This is a genomic window from Bacillus sp. NPDC094064 (assembly GCF_050279585.1).
Taxonomy (GTDB): domain Bacteria; phylum Bacillota; class Bacilli; order Bacillales; family Bacillaceae_G; genus Bacillus_A.
On record NZ_JBNNUI010000014.1, the window covers coordinates 46,704 to 64,726 of the forward strand.

The window sequence follows — 18,023 nt, forward strand, 5'->3', positions numbered from 1 at the left end:
TAGATCTGAGGAGGATTCAGAAATATGGATTTCAAGCAACATATCGCAATTGTACCGGATTATCCGAAAGAAGGTATTGTGTTTAAAGACATTACACCTTTAATGAACGACGGTAAAGCATACAAAGCAGCAACAGATGCAATCGTTGAGTATGCAAAAGAAAGAGATATCGATGTTGTAGTAGGACCGGAAGCACGTGGCTTTATTATCGGTTGCCCAGTTTCTTATGCATTAGAAGTAGGATTTGCGCCAGTTCGTAAATTAGGAAAATTACCACGCGAAGTAATTACAGTTGACTACGGTAAAGAATATGGTAAAGATGTTTTAACAATCCATAAAGATGCAATTAAGCCAGGCCAACGCGTATTAATTACAGATGACCTATTAGCTACAGGTGGAACAATCGAAGCGACAATTAAGCTAGTTGAAGAGCTAGGTGGAGTTGTAGCAGGAATTGCATTCTTAGTAGAGCTTACTTACTTAGATGGTCGTAAAATGTTAGATGGTTACGATGTATTAGTATTAGAAAAATACTAATCGCTATATAGGTAAAACTACGGTGATAAGAAGTACCCGTGAATCTCTTGGAGAGGAGCGGGTACTTTTGTATAATTGCACAAAAAAATAAGGTGAAATGTCAGTAAAATCTTTTCCTTTTCACAATTCACAATCATTAGGTTATAATGATAGAATATAATTTATTCTACTTAATAAAGATAAAGTCAATTTTCAATAAAAGGTGATTCGATGGCAAATGAGCAGGTACTAACAGCTGAACAGGTACTCGAGAAAGCAAGTCAATATTTAGCGAATGAAGATATTGAGCTAGTGGCACGTGCCTATGAATATGCACGTGATGCGCATAGTGAACAATATAGAAAATCGGGTGAACCGTACATTATTCATCCAATTCAAGTTGCTGGTATTTTAGTGGATTTACACATGGATCCAGCAACCGTGTCGGCAGGTTTCTTACATGATGTAGTGGAAGATACAGAGGTTACATTAGAAGATATTGAACGGGAATTTAATAAAGAAATTGCTATGCTTGTCGATGGTGTGACGAAGCTCGGAAAGATTAAATATAAATCTCATGAGCAGCAACAAGCAGAAAACCATCGCAAAATGTTTATTGCAATGGCTCAAGATATTCGAGTTATTTTAATTAAACTAGCTGACCGTCTTCATAACATGCGTACATTGAAACATTTGCCCCAAGAGAAGCAGCGTCGCATTGCAAATGAGACATTAGAAATCTTTGCACCTTTAGCGCATAGACTCGGAATTAATACTATTAAATGGGAGCTAGAGGATACGTCACTTCGCTATTTAAATCCACAACAATATTACCGTATTGTAAATTTAATGAAGCGTAAACGTGCAGAGCGTGAAGAATATTTAGATGAAGTAATGACTGGCATTCGCGAGAAATTAAAAGAAGTTGCAATTCAACCTGAGATTTCTGGCAGACCAAAGCATATTTACAGTATTTATCGTAAAATGGCACTGCAAAATAAACAGTTCAATGAAATTTACGATTTATTAGCTGTACGTGTCGTTGTAAATAGTATTAAAGATTGTTATGCGGTGCTTGGAATTATTCATACGTGTTGGAAGCCAATGCCAGGTCGTTTTAAAGATTATATTGCAATGCCGAAAGCAAATTTATATCAATCTCTTCATACGACTGTAATTGGACCAAAAGGAGATCCACTTGAAGTGCAAATTCGTACGAAAGAAATGCACGAAATTGCAGAGTTCGGGATCGCGGCACACTGGGCGTATAAAGAAGGAAAAGCAGCAGAAACAACAGGTACATTAGAGAAGAAACTTACATGGTTCCGTCAAATATTAGAATGGCAAAATGAAGCTTCTAATGCAGAAGAGTTTATGGAGTCATTAAAAATTGATTTATTCTCTGATATGGTATTTGTCTTTACACCGAAAGGCGATGTAATGGAATTACCACTTGGATCTGTTCCAATTGATTTTGCGTATCGTGTCCATTCGGAAATTGGAAATAAAACAATTGGTGCAAAAGTAAATGGGAAAATGGTGACACTTGATTATAAATTAAAAACAGGTGACATCATTGAAATTTTAACATCGAAACATTCGTATGGACCAAGTCAAGATTGGGTAAAACTCGCTCAAACATCTCATGCGAAAAATAAAATACGTCAATTCTTTAAGAAGCAACGTAGAGATGAAAATATTGAAAAGGGCCGTGAGCTTGTTGAAAAAGAAGTACGTGGCCTAGAGTACGAGATGAAAGAAGTATTAGCGCCTGATAATTTAAAACGTGTTGCTGAGAAGTTTAACTTTGCGAATGAAGAAGATATGTTTGCAGCAGTAGGTTATAACGGAATTACAGCCGCGCAAATTGTTACGCGACTAACGGACAAGTTCCGCAAACAACGCGAAGAAGAAGAAATTGTTGAAGTTAAAGAAGTTCGTAAACCGATGAAAATTCGAAAATGGGATTCTGGTGTAAAGGTAAGCGGTGCTGATAATTTATTAATTCGTTTATCAAAATGCTGTAACCCAGTTCCGGGTGATGATATCGTTGGGTATATTACGAAAGGCCGAGGTGTATCGATTCACCGTCGTGATTGTGTAAATGTTCATACAGAAGAAGCGGTAGAACGTTTATTAGAAGTGGAGTGGGAAGGTAGCCCTGAAAAAGAAATTGAATATAACGTTGATATTGAAATTTCAGGTTACGATCGCCGAGGTTTATTAAATGAAGTACTGCAAGCTGTTACAGAGACGAAAACGTATATTTCAGCTGTTTCTGGTAGAAGTGACCGTAATAAGATGGCGACAATTAATATGTCAATCTCTATTCGTAACTTACAACACTTGAAAAAAGTAGTAGAGCGCATTAAGCGTGTTCCAGAAATTTATGCAGTACGACGCATGATGCATTAATAGGGAGTGTAGAAAAAATGAGAGTTGTTTTACAACGATCAAAGGAAGCGTCCGTCACAGTAGATGGTGAGATTGTAGGACAAATTCCATTCGGTTTAACATTACTAGTTGGCATTACGCATGAAGATACAGAAAAAGATGCAACTTACATTGCAGAAAAAATTGCAAACTTACGTATTTTTGAAGATGAGAGCGGAAAGATGAACCACTCTGTACTTGATGTAGAAGGACAAGTTCTATCTATTTCGCAATTCACATTATACGGAGATTGCCGTAAAGGAAGACGTCCAAACTTTATGGATGCTGCGAAACCTGACTATGCAGAGCGTTTATACGATTTCTTCAATGAAGAGGTCCGTAAACAAGGATTGCATGTCGAAACAGGGAAGTTCGGAGCGATGATGGACGTTTCTTTAATCAATGATGGTCCGGTGACCTTAATTGTGGAAAGTAAATAGTGTTGCCCAAAAAGAGAGGATTATATAATCCTCTCTTTTTTATACATTGTTGTATGTTTTGTTCATTTAATATAGGATAATTTTGAAGGGGAATAAAAGGAAAAGTAGGTGTAGCATGCTTCAAGAATTTAATATAGCTTTACGTTTTATGCTAGAGTTATGTGTTCTTGGGATTGTTGGATACTGGGGATTTCGAGTAGGAACAATAACGGCTATAAAAATTATACTTGCGATTATTCTTCCAATTATTGTTGCTGTCATATGGGCGCTATTTGGAGCGCCGCACGCAGAATGTGAAGTACAGGGTATATTACATGTACTTTTAGAAATTATCGTATTTGGAACAGGTGTTGCAGCATTGTATCATTTGAAGCATCCTATGCTGGCGAGTGGACTGGCTATTATTATTGTTGTAAATCGAATGCTAATGTTTGTTTGGAATCAATACCTCGGGTTATTAATTATATAGTATCATGAAAAAAATGGTAAAAATATTTGAATGTATGTGTGATAAGGAGAGATAGTATATGAATTGGTCAGTCTTTAAAGATTTAAAATTTTTATTGCGATTTAGCTTAGCTATTCTTTTACATGCATTAGGAGTTACTTTCGCAGCGTTAAGTTATGGTACTTGGGTAGTATTTGTAATGGCAGCGATGGTTGTAACATTCTTTATGATTCAAAGAGCTAATTACTTATATAAGAGCGTTATGGAATAACGTTATTCGTTTGTACGTATAACTCTCTCATCAATATGGAACAATAAAAAGTAAAACATCCATATTGAATGTGAGGGATATACGTATGCGTATGAATGAAAAAGGGCATTCTGTTACAAATGGTGCAAATCAACTGTTTAATGTAAATTTACATGATTTTATTTCGAAAGAACAAAACAATACTTCAATGGAGCTTGCTTCTGAATTTGGCATTTCGCTACAAGATGTAAAGCGCCTAAAGAAGCAAATGGAGCGCTCTTAGAGCACTTGACAATCCTACTGAACAAACGTATAGTAATTTTATATTTACATATGAATAGAACCGTTGATAGAGAAGAGTAAATGAGATACACATGGAAAGAGAAGAAATGTCTTAGGCTGAAAACATTTCTACATGATGACTGATTGAATGACACTCTAGAGGTTTCAACTTGAACGGCATATATGCTTAGTAGGGATGAACGCATATTTAAGCGTTATTAAAAAAGTGGAAGCATACGTGCTTCAATTAGGGTGGCACCACGGGTATAATACTCTCGTCCCTACTGTTCAAACAGTAGAGGCGGGAGTTTTTTTATTTTTATTAAGATTAAAACAATTTGAGGAGGAACTGAATATGTCTATTCAAATCCCACGCGGAACGCAAGATATCCTTCCGGGCACTGTTGAGCTATGGCAGTATATCGAAGGGCAAGCACGCGAAATTTGCCGTCGTTACAATTATAAAGAAATTCGCACACCAATTTTTGAACACACTGAGCTATTTTTACGCGGTGTTGGTGATACGACAGATATCGTACAAAAAGAAATGTACTCATTCCAAGATCGTGGAGAGCGTAGTTTAACATTACGTCCAGAAGGTACTGCACCTGTTGTACGTTCTTACGTTGAAAACAAAATGTTCGGTGATGCAACACAACCAACGAAATTATACTATATCGGTCAAATGTTCCGTTATGAAAGACCACAAGCGGGTCGCTATCGTCAATTCGTACAATTCGGTATTGAAGCAATCGGTAGTAATGACCCTGCAATTGATGCAGAAGTAATTGCACTTGCTGTAGAGTTTTACCGCGGCATGGGCTTAAAAAATATTAAAGTTGTATTAAACAGCTTAGGTGATGCAGCGAGCCGTCAAGCGCACCGCGATGCATTAATCGCTCATTTCGAGCCACGCATTGGCGAGTTCTGCTCTGATTGCCAATCTCGATTAGAAAAGAACCCACTTCGTATTTTAGACTGTAAGAAGGACCGTAACCATGAATTAATGGGTACAGCACCATCTATTACAGAATACTTAAATGAAGATTCAGCAGTATACTACGACAAAGTTCAAGAACTATTAACGATGATGGATGTTCCATTTGAAAAAGATCCAAACTTAGTACGTGGTTTAGACTACTATCAACACACTGTATTTGAAATTATGAGTGAGGCAGAAGGTTTCGGTGCTATCACTACATTAAGCGGTGGTGGCCGTTATAACGGACTTGTACAAGAAATCGGTGGACCAGAAATGCCAGGTATCGGTTTTGCAATGAGTATTGAACGTCTAATTATGGCGCTAAAAGCTGAAAACATTGAGTTGCCAATTGAACATAGTATTGATTGTTACGTTGTAGCTCTTGGTGAAAAAGCGAAAGACCATGCTGCAAAAGTTGCGTTCGATCTTCGTAAAGCTGGCTTATCAGTTGAAAAAGATTATTTAGATCGCAAAATGAAAGCACAATTTAAATCAGCAGATCGTTTAAATGCGAAATTTGTAGCTGTATTAGGGGAAGATGAGCTAGATAAAGGTGTCATTAACTTAAAAGATATGGCAACAGGCGGACAAGAAGAAGTCGCATTAGATGTATTTGCTTCATACGTAGCAGAGAAATTAATATAGGGGGAACTTACAGTGGCTGAAAGAACACATGCATGTGGAAAAGTAACAGTAGAAGCAGTTGGACAAACAGTTCAATTAAAAGGTTGGGTACAAAAACGCCGTGATTTAGGTGGATTAATCTTTATTGACTTACGTGACCGTACAGGTATCGTACAAGTTGTATTTAACCCAGAAACATCAAAAGAAGCACTAGAAGTAGCAGAGACAATTCGTAGCGAATACGTATTACACGTAGAAGGTACAGTTGTTGAGCGTGGGGAAGGTGCAATTAATGACAATATGGCAACTGGCCGTATTGAAGTACAAGCAACGAAAGTAAACGTATTAAACGCAGCGAAAACAACACCAATCATTATCTCTGATGATACTGATGCATCAGAAGATGTGCGTTTAAAATATCGTTACTTAGACTTACGTCGTCCTGTAATGTTCAACACATTCAAAATGCGTCACGACGTAACAAAAACAATTCGTAACTTCTTAGATACAGAAGATTTCTTAGAAGTGGAAACACCAATTTTAACGAAGAGCACGCCAGAAGGAGCTCGTGACTATTTAGTACCAAGTCGTGTGCATGATGGTGAATTCTATGCATTACCACAGTCTCCGCAGCTATTTAAACAGCTTCTTATGGTCGGCGGATTTGAGCGTTATTATCAAGTAGCACGTTGTTTCCGTGACGAAGATTTACGTGCGGATCGTCAACCAGAATTCACGCAAATCGATATTGAAGCTTCATTCTTAACACAAGATGAAATTTTAGATATGATGGAACGCATGATGACGAAAGTTATGAAGGATGCGAAAGGTGTAGAAGTGAGTGCACCATTCCCTCGTATGAAATATGCTGATGCAATGGCTCGCTACGGTTCTGATAAGCCAGATACGCGTTTTGAAATGGAACTAACAGACCTGTCTGAATTTGCAGCAGGTTGTGGCTTTAAAGTATTTACAAGTGCTGTAGAAAGCGGCGGACAAGTAAAAGCAATTAATGCAAAAGGTGCTGCGAGCAAATACTCCCGTAAAGACATCGATGCATTAACTGAATTTGTAAAAGTATACGGTGCAAAAGGTCTAGCTTGGCTTAAAGTGGAAGAAGACGGCCTAAAAGGACCGATTGCGAAATTCTTCGGTGAAGAAGATGCAAACGTGTTAATGACTACATTAGAAGCTACTGCTGGCGATTTATTACTATTTGTAGCAGATAAGAAGAGCGTTGTTGCAGATAGCTTAGGTGCACTTCGTTTACGTTTAGGTAAAGAACTGGAGTTAATTGATGAAAGTAAGTTTAACTTCTTATGGGTAACGGATTGGCCACTTCTTGAGTACGATGAAGATGCAGATCGTTACTTTGCAGCTCACCATCCATTCACAATGCCATTCCGTGAAGATGTTGAACTATTAGAAACAGCACCAGAAAAAGCACGCGCACAAGCATATGACCTTGTATTAAACGGTTATGAGCTTGGTGGCGGATCACTTCGTATTTACGAGCGTGACGTACAAGAAAAAATGTTCAAAGCACTTGGATTCTCACAAGAAGAAGCACAAGAGCAATTCGGATTCTTATTAGAAGCATTCGAATATGGTACACCACCACACGGCGGTATCGCATTAGGTTTAGACCGTCTTGTTATGTTACTTGCAGGTCGTACGAACCTTCGTGATACAATTGCATTCCCGAAAACAGCAAGCGCAAGCTGCTTATTAACAGAAGCTCCAAGCCCAGTTGCAGAAGCACAGCTTGAAGAGCTAAACTTAAAATTAAGCTTGAAAGAAGAGAAGTAAGAGAAGTAAAAATAGGGTCTAGATGGTTATACTAATACCATCTAGGCTTTTTTTAAACTCGTATTTAGGAAGAAATAAAAGCCGGTTTATACTATGTTTTCATTTTCGAAATATGTATTTTTAGGAATTCTATAACTTTTTCTATACAAATAGTCGGAAAAACGCTAGAATACATGGTAGACCATTTTTGTAATAGGAGTGTAGAGCTGAATGTTACATCAATTTTCACGTAATGAATTAGCCTTCGGTAAAGAAGGACTTGAAATATTAAAAAATAGTACAGTCGGTATTTTAGGAATTGGCGGCGTAGGGTCATTTTCGGCAGAAGCATTAGCACGTTCTGGTGTAGGACGTCTTGTTTTAGTTGATAAAGACGTTGTAGATATTACAAATGTAAACCGTCAAATTCATGCTTTAGTATCTACTGTTGGACGTTCAAAAGTAGAATTAATGAAAGAGCGTATTGCAGACATTAATCCAGAGTGTGAAGTAATTGGACTAGAAATGTTTTATACAGATGAAACATATGAAGAGTTCTTTAAACACGGATTAGATTTCGTAGTGGACGCATCTGATACGATTACGTTCAAAATTCATTTAATTAAACAATGTTTACGTCGTAAAATCAAAATTATCTCATGTATGGGTGCAGCAAATAAAATGGACCCAACTCGTTTCCGTATTGCGGACATCTCTAAAACACATACAGATCCAATTGCGAAAGTAATTCGTACGAAGCTTCGTAAAGAGGGTATTAAAAAAGGTGTAAAAGTTGTCTTCTCTGACGAAAACCCAATCGTAATTCGTGAAGAAGTACGTAAAGAAATCGTACCAGACGAAAATGCAAAAATTCGTAAAGCGAAATTACCACCTTCTTCAAATGCGTTCGTACCATCTGTGGCAGGCCTAATTATGGCAAGTCACGTTGTACGTGAGCGTATTAAAAACGTAGAAGTGAAACGTGTAGGGCAAGAATAAAAAAGAAAGCATATATCCGCCTGGGGTATATGCTTTTTGTATGTTTTAAAGAAATATTGTTAATGGCAATTTTTATCGGTAAATCGATATTCCTTGTCGAATCATTGATATATTTTGAGTTGTGATCGATATATTTGAAAAATCATCAATATAATTTCATTTACCGGTGTGCTGTTTGCCGAAGAAATAAACAGGGATGTCACTAAGTTGAAAAAGTGACATCCCTGTTTTTAATTCTCTGCAGAATATACAATATCTAAATTTCCATTTTGATCCGTTTTGAAAATCGGAGCAATTTGTTCCTCTTGTTCTTCGACCGAAACAAGCTTTCGAGCGCGATCCATAATTCTGACAAGCATTGCATAATCTTCTTCGATCGCTTGTTGTTTCTTTGTGAGTACAGCTAATTTTGTTTCAAGTTCATGATTTGTTTTTTTCAAGGAAGTGAGCTGATCTTGTAATACGTCATTTTCAGTTTGTAATTTCGCAAGTGAAGGGTTATTGTGCTCCAAATTTTTTAAAAATGAGATGACATGTTGCATTGTAAGTTCTTGTTTACTTGGCGTAATATCTTCTGAAAACTCAGCATCGATTACGAGTTGATGAGTTTTTGTAAATTGCTCTTTTTCTATTTTAGCTTCAGAACGTTTTAACTCTTTACGCTGTTTTTTTGCAAGTTGCACTGCATTTTCGTAATTTTGTCTTACTTCAGCGTTCCATCTAAAACCACAAGCTGCGGAAGTACGGTTTAAAGCATCGCCAACTTCATCAAACGCTTTTATTTGTGTACTTCCACTGCGAATATGTCGCAAAACAGTTTCTGCTAAAAGGAGATCGTCTTCTTTTGTCCATGCATCTTGACGTGTTTTCATAAGCGAAGCCTCCATAATGGTGACGTTTTCGTTTATGTTACCCTTTATTTTTCGTTTTATTCGAACTTTGTAATCTTTCATACACAGTAGAAAGTGCTTGTTCAAATTTCCCTGTCGTTTTCGGTTTATAATATTGCTTGTTTTTAATTTTGTCAGGTAAGTATTGTTGTTGTACCCAGCCGTTTGGATGGTCATGTGGATATAAGTATCCAATGCCTCTTCCAAGTGATTCGGCGCCTTTATAATGACTATCTTTTAAATGACTAGGAATATCACCTGTTTGTCCGTTACGTAAATCGTGTAAGGCGTCATCAAGTGCTTTATAAGCTGAATTTGATTTTGGTGATAAGCAAAGCTCGATAACGGCATTTGCAAGCGGTATGCGCGCCTCTGGGAACCCAACTCGTTCAGCTGATTCAATTGCTGCTAGTGTACGTGGTCCAGCTTGCGGGCTAGCAAGTCCGATATCTTCATATGCCATAATAAGAAGGCGTCTACCGATACTTTGTAAATCGCCAGCTTCAATAAGACGTGCTAAATAATGGAGTGCTGCATTCACATCACTTCCGCGTACTGATTTTTGAAATGCTGATAATACGTCATAATGAGCATCTCCGCCTTTGTCGTGAACGAAACTTTTCTTTTGTAAGCATTCTTCCGCGATTTCAAGCGTAATCTCAGCTGTTTGGTCGTCTGTAGTAAAACTAGATAATACAGCAAGTTCAAGTGCGTTATAAGCAGAACGCATGTCACCGCCGGAAGCATTTGCAAAGTGGTGCAGTGCTTCGTCTGTCACCGTTACATCATATTCTCCAAGACCTTTTTCTTTATCTTCAAGTGCTCGTTTTAAGCCGATTAAAAGATCATCTTCTGTTAATGCGTGTAATTCGAAGATTTGACACCTGCTCCGAATAGCGGAGTTTATCGCATGGAATGGATTACTCGTCGTTGCACCAATTAAAGTAAGAAGCCCACTTTCTAAATGAGGTAATAGAAAGTCCTGCTTTGCTTTATCAAGGCGGTGCACTTCATCTAAAATTAACACGAGATGTCGATGCATTTTCGCTTCTTGTACGACAACTTCCATATCTTTTTTATTATGAGTAACGGCGTTTAATAGACGAAACGGGGTGCCGGTACTTCCTGCAATTGCGCTAGCGATGGATGTTTTTCCTGTACCTGGAGGCCCATATAAAATCATAGATTGAAAATGATTTGCTTGGACCATTCGCCATAAAATCTTTCCTTCGCCAACTAAATGCTGTTGTCCGATAATTTCTTGAATATTTGTAGGGCGCATTCGATGTGCGAGTGGTTGTTTCATTTAGACCTTCTCCCTTAATGTATAATCTCACTCTATCGTATCATTTTTTGTAATGGAATTTGAAATAAGATGCTGTTTTATGGGGAAAATGAATATAAATATTTTTATTTTTCTTTCAATTGTGATAATTCCCGAGTTTTTCAATGTGATTTTATGTTATCATTTTGATACACAAGTTGAAATTTCTTATAATACTATATTATGCTATAATTTCATAGGATTTTAAATTGTGTTTTTTTATAAATAAGATATAACCAATAGAAGTGAAAATTTGAAAAGAGGTGCAAAATAGATGAAGATTTCAACGAAAGGCCGTTATGGCTTAACAATTATGATCGATCTTGCAAAAAAGTTTGGTGAAGGTCCAATTTCATTAAAATCAATTGCACAGGCACATGACTTATCGGAACATTACTTAGAGCAATTAATTTCACCGCTTCGTAACGCTCGTCTTGTAAAAAGTACGCGTGGTGCATATGGCGGATATGTATTATCTGATCAGCCAGCTAACATTACAGCTGGAGATGTAATCCGTGTATTAGAGGGTCCAATTAGTGTTGTAGAAATGATCGAAGAAGAAGAACCGGCACAACGCCAATTATGGATGCGTGTTCGTGATGCGGTGCAAGAAGTGTTAGATAGTACAACGTTAGAAGATTTAGTACGTTATGAGGAAGAAAATCACGGGGGCTATATGTTTTACATTTAATTCCTTGTGAAACGATTTGGAAAGAAGGAGATTTAATGGAACGCATTTACTTAGATCATGCTGCGACATCTCCGACTCACCCAGAAGTGGTCGAAAAGATGATTCCATATATGACAGAAACATTTGGAAATCCGTCTAGCATTCACTTTTATGGGCGTCAAACGCGCCATGCGGTAGATGAGGCAAGACGTGCGTGTGCACGTAGTATTCACGCGAATCCGAATGAAATTATATTTACGAGCGGTGGCACAGAAGCTGATAACCTAGCACTTATAGGTGTAGCGCGTGCGAATCGTCATAAAGGAAACCACATTATTACAACGCAAATTGAACATCATGCGATTTTACATACGTGTGAATTGTTAGAGCGTGAAGGGTTTGAAGTGACATATTTACCTGTTGATGAAACAGGGCGCGTTCAAGTTTCTGACATACAAAAGGTACTAACAGAAGAGACAGTTCTTGTATCTGTTATGTTTGGGAATAATGAAGTAGGGACAATGCAACCAATTGCGGAAATAGGAAAGCTGCTGAAAGAGCATCAAGCTTATTTCCATACAGATGCGGTACAAGCTTACGGTTTAGTAGAAATAAATGTGAAAGAATTTGGTATTGATTTATTATCCATTTCAGCTCATAAAATTAACGGGCCAAAAGGTGTAGGGTTTCTATACGCTGGTGCAAATGTGAAATTTGAACCGCTGTTAATAGGCGGAGAACAAGAAAGAAAACGCCGTGCTGGTACTGAAAACGTACCTAGTATTGTTGGTTTGCAGCAAGCAATTTTGTTAGCTGAAAAAACTCGTGAGCAAAAAAATGCCCAATATGAAGAGTTTAAAGATATAATGGTATCTGTCTTCAAAAATGAAGGCATTACTTTCGAGGTAAACGGAAACTTGGAATATCGCTTACCACATGTGTTGAATATAAGTTTTACAGGAATGAATATTGAACCGTTTCTTGTAAACTTAGACTTAGCAGGCATTGCAGTATCAAGCGGTTCTGCTTGTACAGCTGGATCAATTGATCCATCACATGTATTAGTGGCGATGTTTGGAAAAGACTCCGATCAAATACGTTCATCCGTACGCTTTAGTTTCGGACTTGGAAATACGAAAGAGCAAATTGAAAAAGCGGCGTACGAAACAGTGAAAATCGTGAAGCGATTAACACAAAATTAGCATGGGAGGTGACATGATGAACAAACTACCTCACGAAACACGCGTTGTCATCGGGATGTCCGGTGGCGTCGATTCATCTGTAGCAGCTCTTTTATTAAAAGAGCAAGGTTATGATGTAATCGGAATTTTTATGAAAAACTGGGATGATACAGATGAGAATGGTGTTTGCACAGCAACAGAAGATTACAATGACGTAATTGAAGTGTGTAACCAAATCGGTATTCCGTATTATGCAGTAAACTTTGAAAAACAATACTGGGATAAAGTATTTACGTATTTCTTGGACGAATACCGAGCTGGTCGTACACCAAACCCAGATGTAATGTGTAACAAAGAAATTAAATTTAAAGCATTTTTAGAGCATGCAATTGCGCTTGGTGCTGATTATGTAGCGACAGGCCATTATGCACGTGTTGCTTATATGGACGGCGAATATAAAATGCTTCGCGGCGTTGATGATAACAAAGATCAAACGTACTTCCTAAATCAATTAAGCCAAGAGCAATTATCAAAAACAATGTTCCCATTAGGTGAATTAAAGAAACCACAAATTCGCGAAATGGCGACAGCTGCTGGTTTAGCAACAGCGGCGAAAAAAGATAGTACTGGTATTTGCTTCATTGGTGAGCGTAACTTTAAAGATTTCTTAAGTAACTATTTACCAGCTCAGCCAGGTGTAATGCAAACATTATCTGGTGAAGTGAAAGGAAAACATGATGGTTTAATGTACTATACAATTGGCCAACGTCATGGTCTTGGTATTGGTGGTAACGGTGATCCTTGGTTCGCTGTTGGGAAAAACTTAAAAGACAACATTTTATATGTTGATCAAGGATTCCATAACGAACTTTTATATGGTGATGAAGTTATTGCTACGAATGTAGGATGGGTAAGTAACAAAGCAAAAGAAACAGAATTTAAATGCACAGCGAAATTCCGTTATCGTCAAGCAGACAATAAAGTAACGGTTCAAATCGTTGATGAAAATACTGTTCGTATTCTTTGCGATGAGCCAATTCGTGCAATTACGCCAGGACAAGCAGTTGTTTTCTATGATGGGGATGAGTGCTTAGGCGGTGCTACAATCGATGAAGTATACCGTAGCGGTAAGAAATTAGATTATTTAGGATAAACGAGAAGCCTCTGCCGATTAGCGGTTAGAGGTTTCTTTTACATAAAGCGAATTTTCGTTCGCTTGGAAAATACATTCTTTGTTATAATTTGTTGTAGAGGTGAAGGACATGTCAAACAAACTTGAAACAGGTATTCAATATATGCAAGAAGGAAACTGGGAAGAAGCAGCTAAAAATTTTACAGAAGCAATCGAAGAAAATCCGAAAGATGCGCTTGGCTACATTAACTTTGCGAATTTATTAGATGTATTAGGCGATAGTGAAAGAGCAATTTTATTTTATAAACGTGCATTAGAGTTAGATGATAAATCCGCAGCTGCTTATTATGGCTTAGGAAACGTATATTACGGTCAAGAGCAATTTGCAGAGGCTAAAGCTGTATTTGAACAAGCGATGCAAGCAGGATTACAATCAGCTGATGTAACGTTTATGCTTGGTATCACACATGTGCAACTTGGGAAGGATCGTCTTGCACTACCTTTCTTACAAAGAGCAACTGAATTAGATGAAAATGATGTAGAAGCTGTATTTCAGTGTGGACTTTGTTTTGCACGATTAGAGCACATTCAAGAGGCAAAACCTTATTTTGAAAAGGTATTAGAAATGGATGAAGAGCATGCAGATGCGTATTATAATTTAGGTGTTGCTTACGTATTTGAAGAAAATAACGAGAAGGCCCTTGCTTTATTTAAGAAAGCAACAGAAATTCAACCAGATCATTTTTTAGCTGGTAATGGTATTCGTTTATTAGAGCAAGAAGCCGAATAAGATGAATATGTAGTTTAATGGGTAGTTATCCCTCATCTAAAGAGGTGGGGGATGTACTGCTCATTAAAGTGAAAATATCGGGAAGGAGAGGAAAGATGGGAAATCAACATGCAATGGATTTGTTCGAGGAAGAGAAAAAATTTATAAAAGCGCAAGTTCTTCATACCATTTTCCACAACGAAGAAAACCTCTATTCCGTTGTCAGTATGAAAATCATTGAAACGAATGAAACGTACGATGAAAAAAAAGTAATGATAAACGGTCATTTTCCTCGCATGCATGAAGATGAAGTGTTTACATTGACAGGTCATTTTAAAGATCATCCAAAGTATGGAAAGCAATATTTGGTTGAAACATTTAAAAAAGAATTGCCGCAAACAAAAGCTGGCATGGTGCAATATTTAGCAAGTGATTTATTTAAGGGGATAGGAAAGCGTACAGCTGAAAAAATTGTAGACCATCTTGGGGAACATGCTATTTCTAAAATTATGGATGATCCTGATGCGTTACATGGTGTTGTCAACAAGCAAAAAGCGCAGGAAATCTATGAGACGATCGTTGAGCATCAAGGATTAGAGAAAGTAATGAGCTTTTTAAATGGTTACGGTTTTGGAACGAAGCTTTCTATTAAAATTTATCAGCAATATAAAGAGATGACATTAGAAGTGATTCGGAATAATCCATATCAACTTATCGAAGAGGTTGACGGGATTGGATTTGGAAGAGCGGATGATATAGGACGTGCGTTAGGGATATCGGGTAATCATGATGACCGTGTGCGTGCGGGATGTTTTTATACGTTAGAGAATGTTTCATTGCAACTCGGCCACGTTTATATGGGAAAAGATCAACTTGTAAGAGAAACGATGTCACTTTTAAATAATCAAGAAGGCAGAGTGACAGAGGAAGATATTATAGGTTGCGTTGAAATGATGCAAAGTGAAGGGAAAGTCATTATAGAAGAAGAACGAGTGTATTTAGCATCGTTATTCTACTCTGAAAAAGGTGTTGTAAAGTCTATTCGCAGGCTCATGAATCAGGAAGAAACACCTTCATTTCCTGAAGCAGAAGTGTTAAAGACATTAGGTGAAATTGAAGAGCAGCTGAATGTGCAGTATGCACCATTTCAGCAAGAAGCAATTCAAACGGCGCTTCATAAGCCGATGATGCTACTGACAGGTGGACCAGGAACAGGAAAAACAACTGTTATTAAAGGTATTGTTGAAATGTATGCGTCACTTCACGGGCTATCGTTAAATCCGAATGAATATAGTGATGATAATCCATTTCCAATATTATTAACGGCTCCAACAGGAAGAGCTGCGAAGCGAATGAGCGAATCAACAGGGCTTCCTGCTTGCACAATTCATCGTTTGCTTGGCTGGACGCCAGAAGGGTCTTTCCAGCGCAATGAAACCGATCCAGTTCAAGGGAAGTTACTCATTATTGATGAGTTTTCGATGGTTGATATTTGGCTTGCAAATCAGCTATTTAAGTCACTGCCGACGAACATTCAAGTTATCGTTGTAGGTGATGAAGATCAGTTACCATCTGTAGGGCCTGGACAAGTGTTAAAAGATTTATTAAATGCAGGTGCAGTTCCAACAGTAAAACTTACAGAAATTTATCGCCAAGCAGAAGGCTCATCTGTTATTCAACTTGCTCATGCAATAAAGGACGGCACGCTTCCGCCAGATTTAGCGCAAAATAAAAAAGATCGTTCATTTATTAGTTGTACAGGGGCTCAAATTGTAGAGGTTGTCAAAAAGGTTTGTGAAAATGCTAAGACAAAAGGCTTTAGCGCAAGAGATGTACAAGTATTAGCACCGATGTACCGCGGACCCGCTGGTATTAATGTACTGAATGAAGCACTGCAACAAGTATTTAATCCGAAAAGGGAAAAGAGTAAAGAAATTGCTTACGGTGATGTTGTATACCGAAGAGGCGATAAAGTCTTGCAACTCGTCAATCAACCAGAGAGCCAAGTGTTTAATGGGGACATTGGAGAAATTGTTTCAGTGTTTTATGCAAAAGAAAATGTCGAGCAACAGGATATGATTATCGTTTCATTTGATGGAATTGAAGTCACGTATACGAAACCAGATTTAAATCAAATTACACATGCATACTGCTGTTCGATTCATAAATCACAAGGTAGTGAATTTCCGATTGTTATTATGCCGATTGTAAAAAGTTACAACCGTATGTTACGTCGTAATTTAATCTACACGGGTATTACAAGAAGTAAGAAGTTCCTTATTATTTGCGGGGAAGAAGCAGCTTTCCAGTCCGGTGTAAATCGTCTTGATGATGCGATGCGTCAAACGACCTTAGCTAGTCGTTTGCAAGAATCACAAGGAGAGGTACAAATGGTGACGGTTAATGGGGAAGAAATGGACGTGGAAAACATTTCACCGTATGATTTCATGTAACAAGGTGAAATTATATAGTGAAACTTTCAAACGTATAACGTTGAAAGCCTCCAGCAATGTATAAATGAATGCAGTTTGGACATAATGGCGAATAGAATCTGGGAGACTGTAAGGAGATGAAAGCCATATGTTCAGTTGTCCAAATTGCAAAGGGAAAGACATTGGAAAAATAGGTGTTAACCAATTTTATTGCTGGAATTGTTATATCGAATTATCGGTTTCAAAGGGGAAAGTCCATACGCATCAAGTAGAGGAAGATGGTTCATTAAGCTCTCTTGATGATTTATTTGATGAGAATGAAAGAACGATCGGATAACGAAAAGGGGGATTTACTTTGAATCTACGCAATTCATTAATCGCATTAGGTGTTGGAGCTGCAGCGTATCAATATGCTCGCAAACAAGATGTGTTTTCAAAACGCAATATGAAAAAAGCACGTAAGATGATTAAATCTTATTTATAATTGTACGACATAAAAACTCCCTTATTAGTAAGGGAGTTTTTTACGTACCCATATGCAAATATAGAAGTCCGATTTCTGAGAAAAGGTAAGATAGGCCGTAACAGCCAACGCCAAGTATTCCGTAATGCCATAATTGTTTCGCTCTTTCTTTCCGTGATGAGCGTATAAAAAACCCTTTCCAAATACCAAACCCGATACAAATCCATTCAAGAATCATAAAAAGTGCAGATAATATGAGCATAAACAAAACCATAATGAGCCCTCCCGATTATATTGTTCCATGCTGCATTCTCAGGGATGGTTGTCCTTATTATGTTAAATATATGTACGTCTTTACAAAACAGTATTGTCTGTATGAAAAGATTTTAAAAGTTTCGCA

The 18,023-nt window shown here is 37.7% G+C and carries 19 protein-coding genes and 1 other annotated feature; of the genes, 16 read left to right on the forward strand and 3 right to left on the reverse strand.

The window, feature by feature from the left end:
- The first annotated feature begins 24 nt into the window (after positions 1-24).
- From ACQKNI_RS24230 to ACQKNI_RS24270, 9 genes are all read left to right on the forward strand, one after another.
- Positions 25-537 (forward strand): adenine phosphoribosyltransferase, encoded by a 513-nt coding sequence (locus ACQKNI_RS24230; RefSeq protein WP_000346215.1) that lies wholly within the window; start codon positions 25-27, stop codon positions 535-537.
- A 210-nt stretch (positions 538-747) separates the two neighbouring features.
- Positions 748-2,931 carry a GTP diphosphokinase gene (relA, locus tag ACQKNI_RS24235; RefSeq protein WP_001262804.1) on the forward strand — a complete coding sequence of 728 codons (2,184 nt, stop codon included), beginning with the start codon at positions 748-750 and terminating at the stop codon, positions 2,929-2,931.
- A gap of 17 nt (positions 2,932-2,948) precedes the next feature.
- Positions 2,949-3,389 carry a D-tyrosyl-tRNA(Tyr) deacylase gene (locus tag ACQKNI_RS24240; RefSeq protein ID WP_001266956.1) on the forward strand — a complete coding sequence of 147 codons (441 nt, stop codon included), beginning with the start codon at positions 2,949-2,951 and terminating at the stop codon, positions 3,387-3,389.
- A gap of 115 nt (positions 3,390-3,504) precedes the next feature.
- Complete coding sequence (locus ACQKNI_RS24245; protein ID WP_088230667.1) at positions 3,505-3,858, forward strand: YrdB family protein; 354 nt, start codon at positions 3,505-3,507, stop codon at positions 3,856-3,858.
- 58 nt (positions 3,859-3,916) lie between these two features.
- The gene (locus ACQKNI_RS24250; RefSeq protein ID WP_088230666.1) at positions 3,917-4,108 is read left to right on the forward strand and encodes a damage-inducible protein DinB; all 192 of its coding nucleotides are present in this window, start codon (positions 3,917-3,919) and stop codon (positions 4,106-4,108) included.
- 85 nt (positions 4,109-4,193) lie between these two features.
- On the forward strand, positions 4,194-4,370 hold the full coding sequence (locus tag ACQKNI_RS24255) for a hypothetical protein (RefSeq protein WP_088230665.1): 177 nt from the start codon (positions 4,194-4,196) through the stop codon (positions 4,368-4,370).
- Between the two features lie 54 nt (positions 4,371-4,424).
- Positions 4,425-4,655, forward strand: a binding site (T-box leader).
- 69 nt (positions 4,656-4,724) lie between these two features.
- The gene (hisS, locus tag ACQKNI_RS24260; RefSeq protein WP_071712916.1) at positions 4,725-5,996 is read left to right on the forward strand and encodes a histidine--tRNA ligase; all 1,272 of its coding nucleotides are present in this window, start codon (positions 4,725-4,727) and stop codon (positions 5,994-5,996) included.
- 12 nt (positions 5,997-6,008) lie between these two features.
- A complete protein-coding gene (aspS, locus tag ACQKNI_RS24265) occupies positions 6,009-7,784 on the forward strand; it encodes an aspartate--tRNA ligase (RefSeq protein ID WP_088230664.1) in 1,776 nt (591 codons plus the stop codon).
- A 210-nt stretch (positions 7,785-7,994) separates the two neighbouring features.
- Entirely contained in the window at positions 7,995-8,762 is a 768-nt protein-coding gene (locus tag ACQKNI_RS24270; RefSeq protein WP_000903182.1) for a tRNA threonylcarbamoyladenosine dehydratase, read from the forward strand.
- A 230-nt stretch (positions 8,763-8,992) separates the two neighbouring features.
- Here the strand turns inward: ACQKNI_RS24270 and ACQKNI_RS24275 are convergent, their stop codons facing one another.
- Positions 8,993-9,634, reverse strand: a complete 642-nt coding sequence (locus tag ACQKNI_RS24275; RefSeq protein ID WP_088230663.1) for an RsfA family transcriptional regulator — start codon at positions 9,632-9,634, stop codon at positions 8,993-8,995.
- Positions 9,635-9,671: 37 nt separating this feature from the next.
- On the reverse strand, positions 9,672-10,958 hold the full coding sequence (locus ACQKNI_RS24280) for a replication-associated recombination protein A (RefSeq protein ID WP_088230662.1): 1,287 nt from the start codon (positions 10,956-10,958) through the stop codon (positions 9,672-9,674).
- Positions 10,959-11,250: 292 nt separating this feature from the next.
- Here ACQKNI_RS24280 and cymR point away from each other — a divergent pair, with 292 nt between their 5' ends.
- From cymR to ACQKNI_RS24315, 7 genes are all read left to right on the forward strand, one after another.
- The gene (gene cymR, locus ACQKNI_RS24285; RefSeq protein WP_000704116.1) at positions 11,251-11,667 is read left to right on the forward strand and encodes a cysteine metabolism transcriptional regulator CymR; all 417 of its coding nucleotides are present in this window, start codon (positions 11,251-11,253) and stop codon (positions 11,665-11,667) included.
- A 35-nt stretch (positions 11,668-11,702) separates the two neighbouring features.
- Positions 11,703-12,848, forward strand: coding sequence for a cysteine desulfurase family protein (locus tag ACQKNI_RS24290; protein ID WP_088230661.1), 1,146 nt, complete (start codon positions 11,703-11,705; stop codon positions 12,846-12,848).
- 16 nt (positions 12,849-12,864) lie between these two features.
- Positions 12,865-13,980 (forward strand): tRNA 2-thiouridine(34) synthase MnmA, encoded by a 1,116-nt coding sequence (mnmA, locus tag ACQKNI_RS24295; RefSeq protein WP_088230660.1) that lies wholly within the window; start codon positions 12,865-12,867, stop codon positions 13,978-13,980.
- A gap of 109 nt (positions 13,981-14,089) precedes the next feature.
- Positions 14,090-14,749, forward strand: coding sequence for a tetratricopeptide repeat protein (locus ACQKNI_RS24300; RefSeq protein WP_088230659.1), 660 nt, complete (start codon positions 14,090-14,092; stop codon positions 14,747-14,749).
- Between the two features lie 95 nt (positions 14,750-14,844).
- Complete coding sequence (recD2, locus tag ACQKNI_RS24305) at positions 14,845-17,181, forward strand: SF1B family DNA helicase RecD2 (protein WP_088230658.1); 2,337 nt, start codon at positions 14,845-14,847, stop codon at positions 17,179-17,181.
- Between the two features lie 127 nt (positions 17,182-17,308).
- Positions 17,309-17,497: a hypothetical protein gene (locus ACQKNI_RS24310; RefSeq protein ID WP_098252961.1), complete on the forward strand. Its 189-nt coding sequence runs from the start codon at positions 17,309-17,311 to the stop codon at positions 17,495-17,497.
- An 18-nt stretch (positions 17,498-17,515) separates the two neighbouring features.
- Positions 17,516-17,644 carry a YrzQ family protein gene (locus tag ACQKNI_RS24315; protein WP_001053553.1) on the forward strand — a complete coding sequence of 43 codons (129 nt, stop codon included), beginning with the start codon at positions 17,516-17,518 and terminating at the stop codon, positions 17,642-17,644.
- A 40-nt stretch (positions 17,645-17,684) separates the two neighbouring features.
- Here the strand turns inward: ACQKNI_RS24315 and ACQKNI_RS24320 are convergent, their stop codons facing one another.
- On the reverse strand, positions 17,685-17,897 hold the full coding sequence (locus tag ACQKNI_RS24320) for a hypothetical protein (RefSeq protein WP_088230656.1): 213 nt from the start codon (positions 17,895-17,897) through the stop codon (positions 17,685-17,687).
- Positions 17,898-18,023 lie beyond the last annotated feature (126 nt).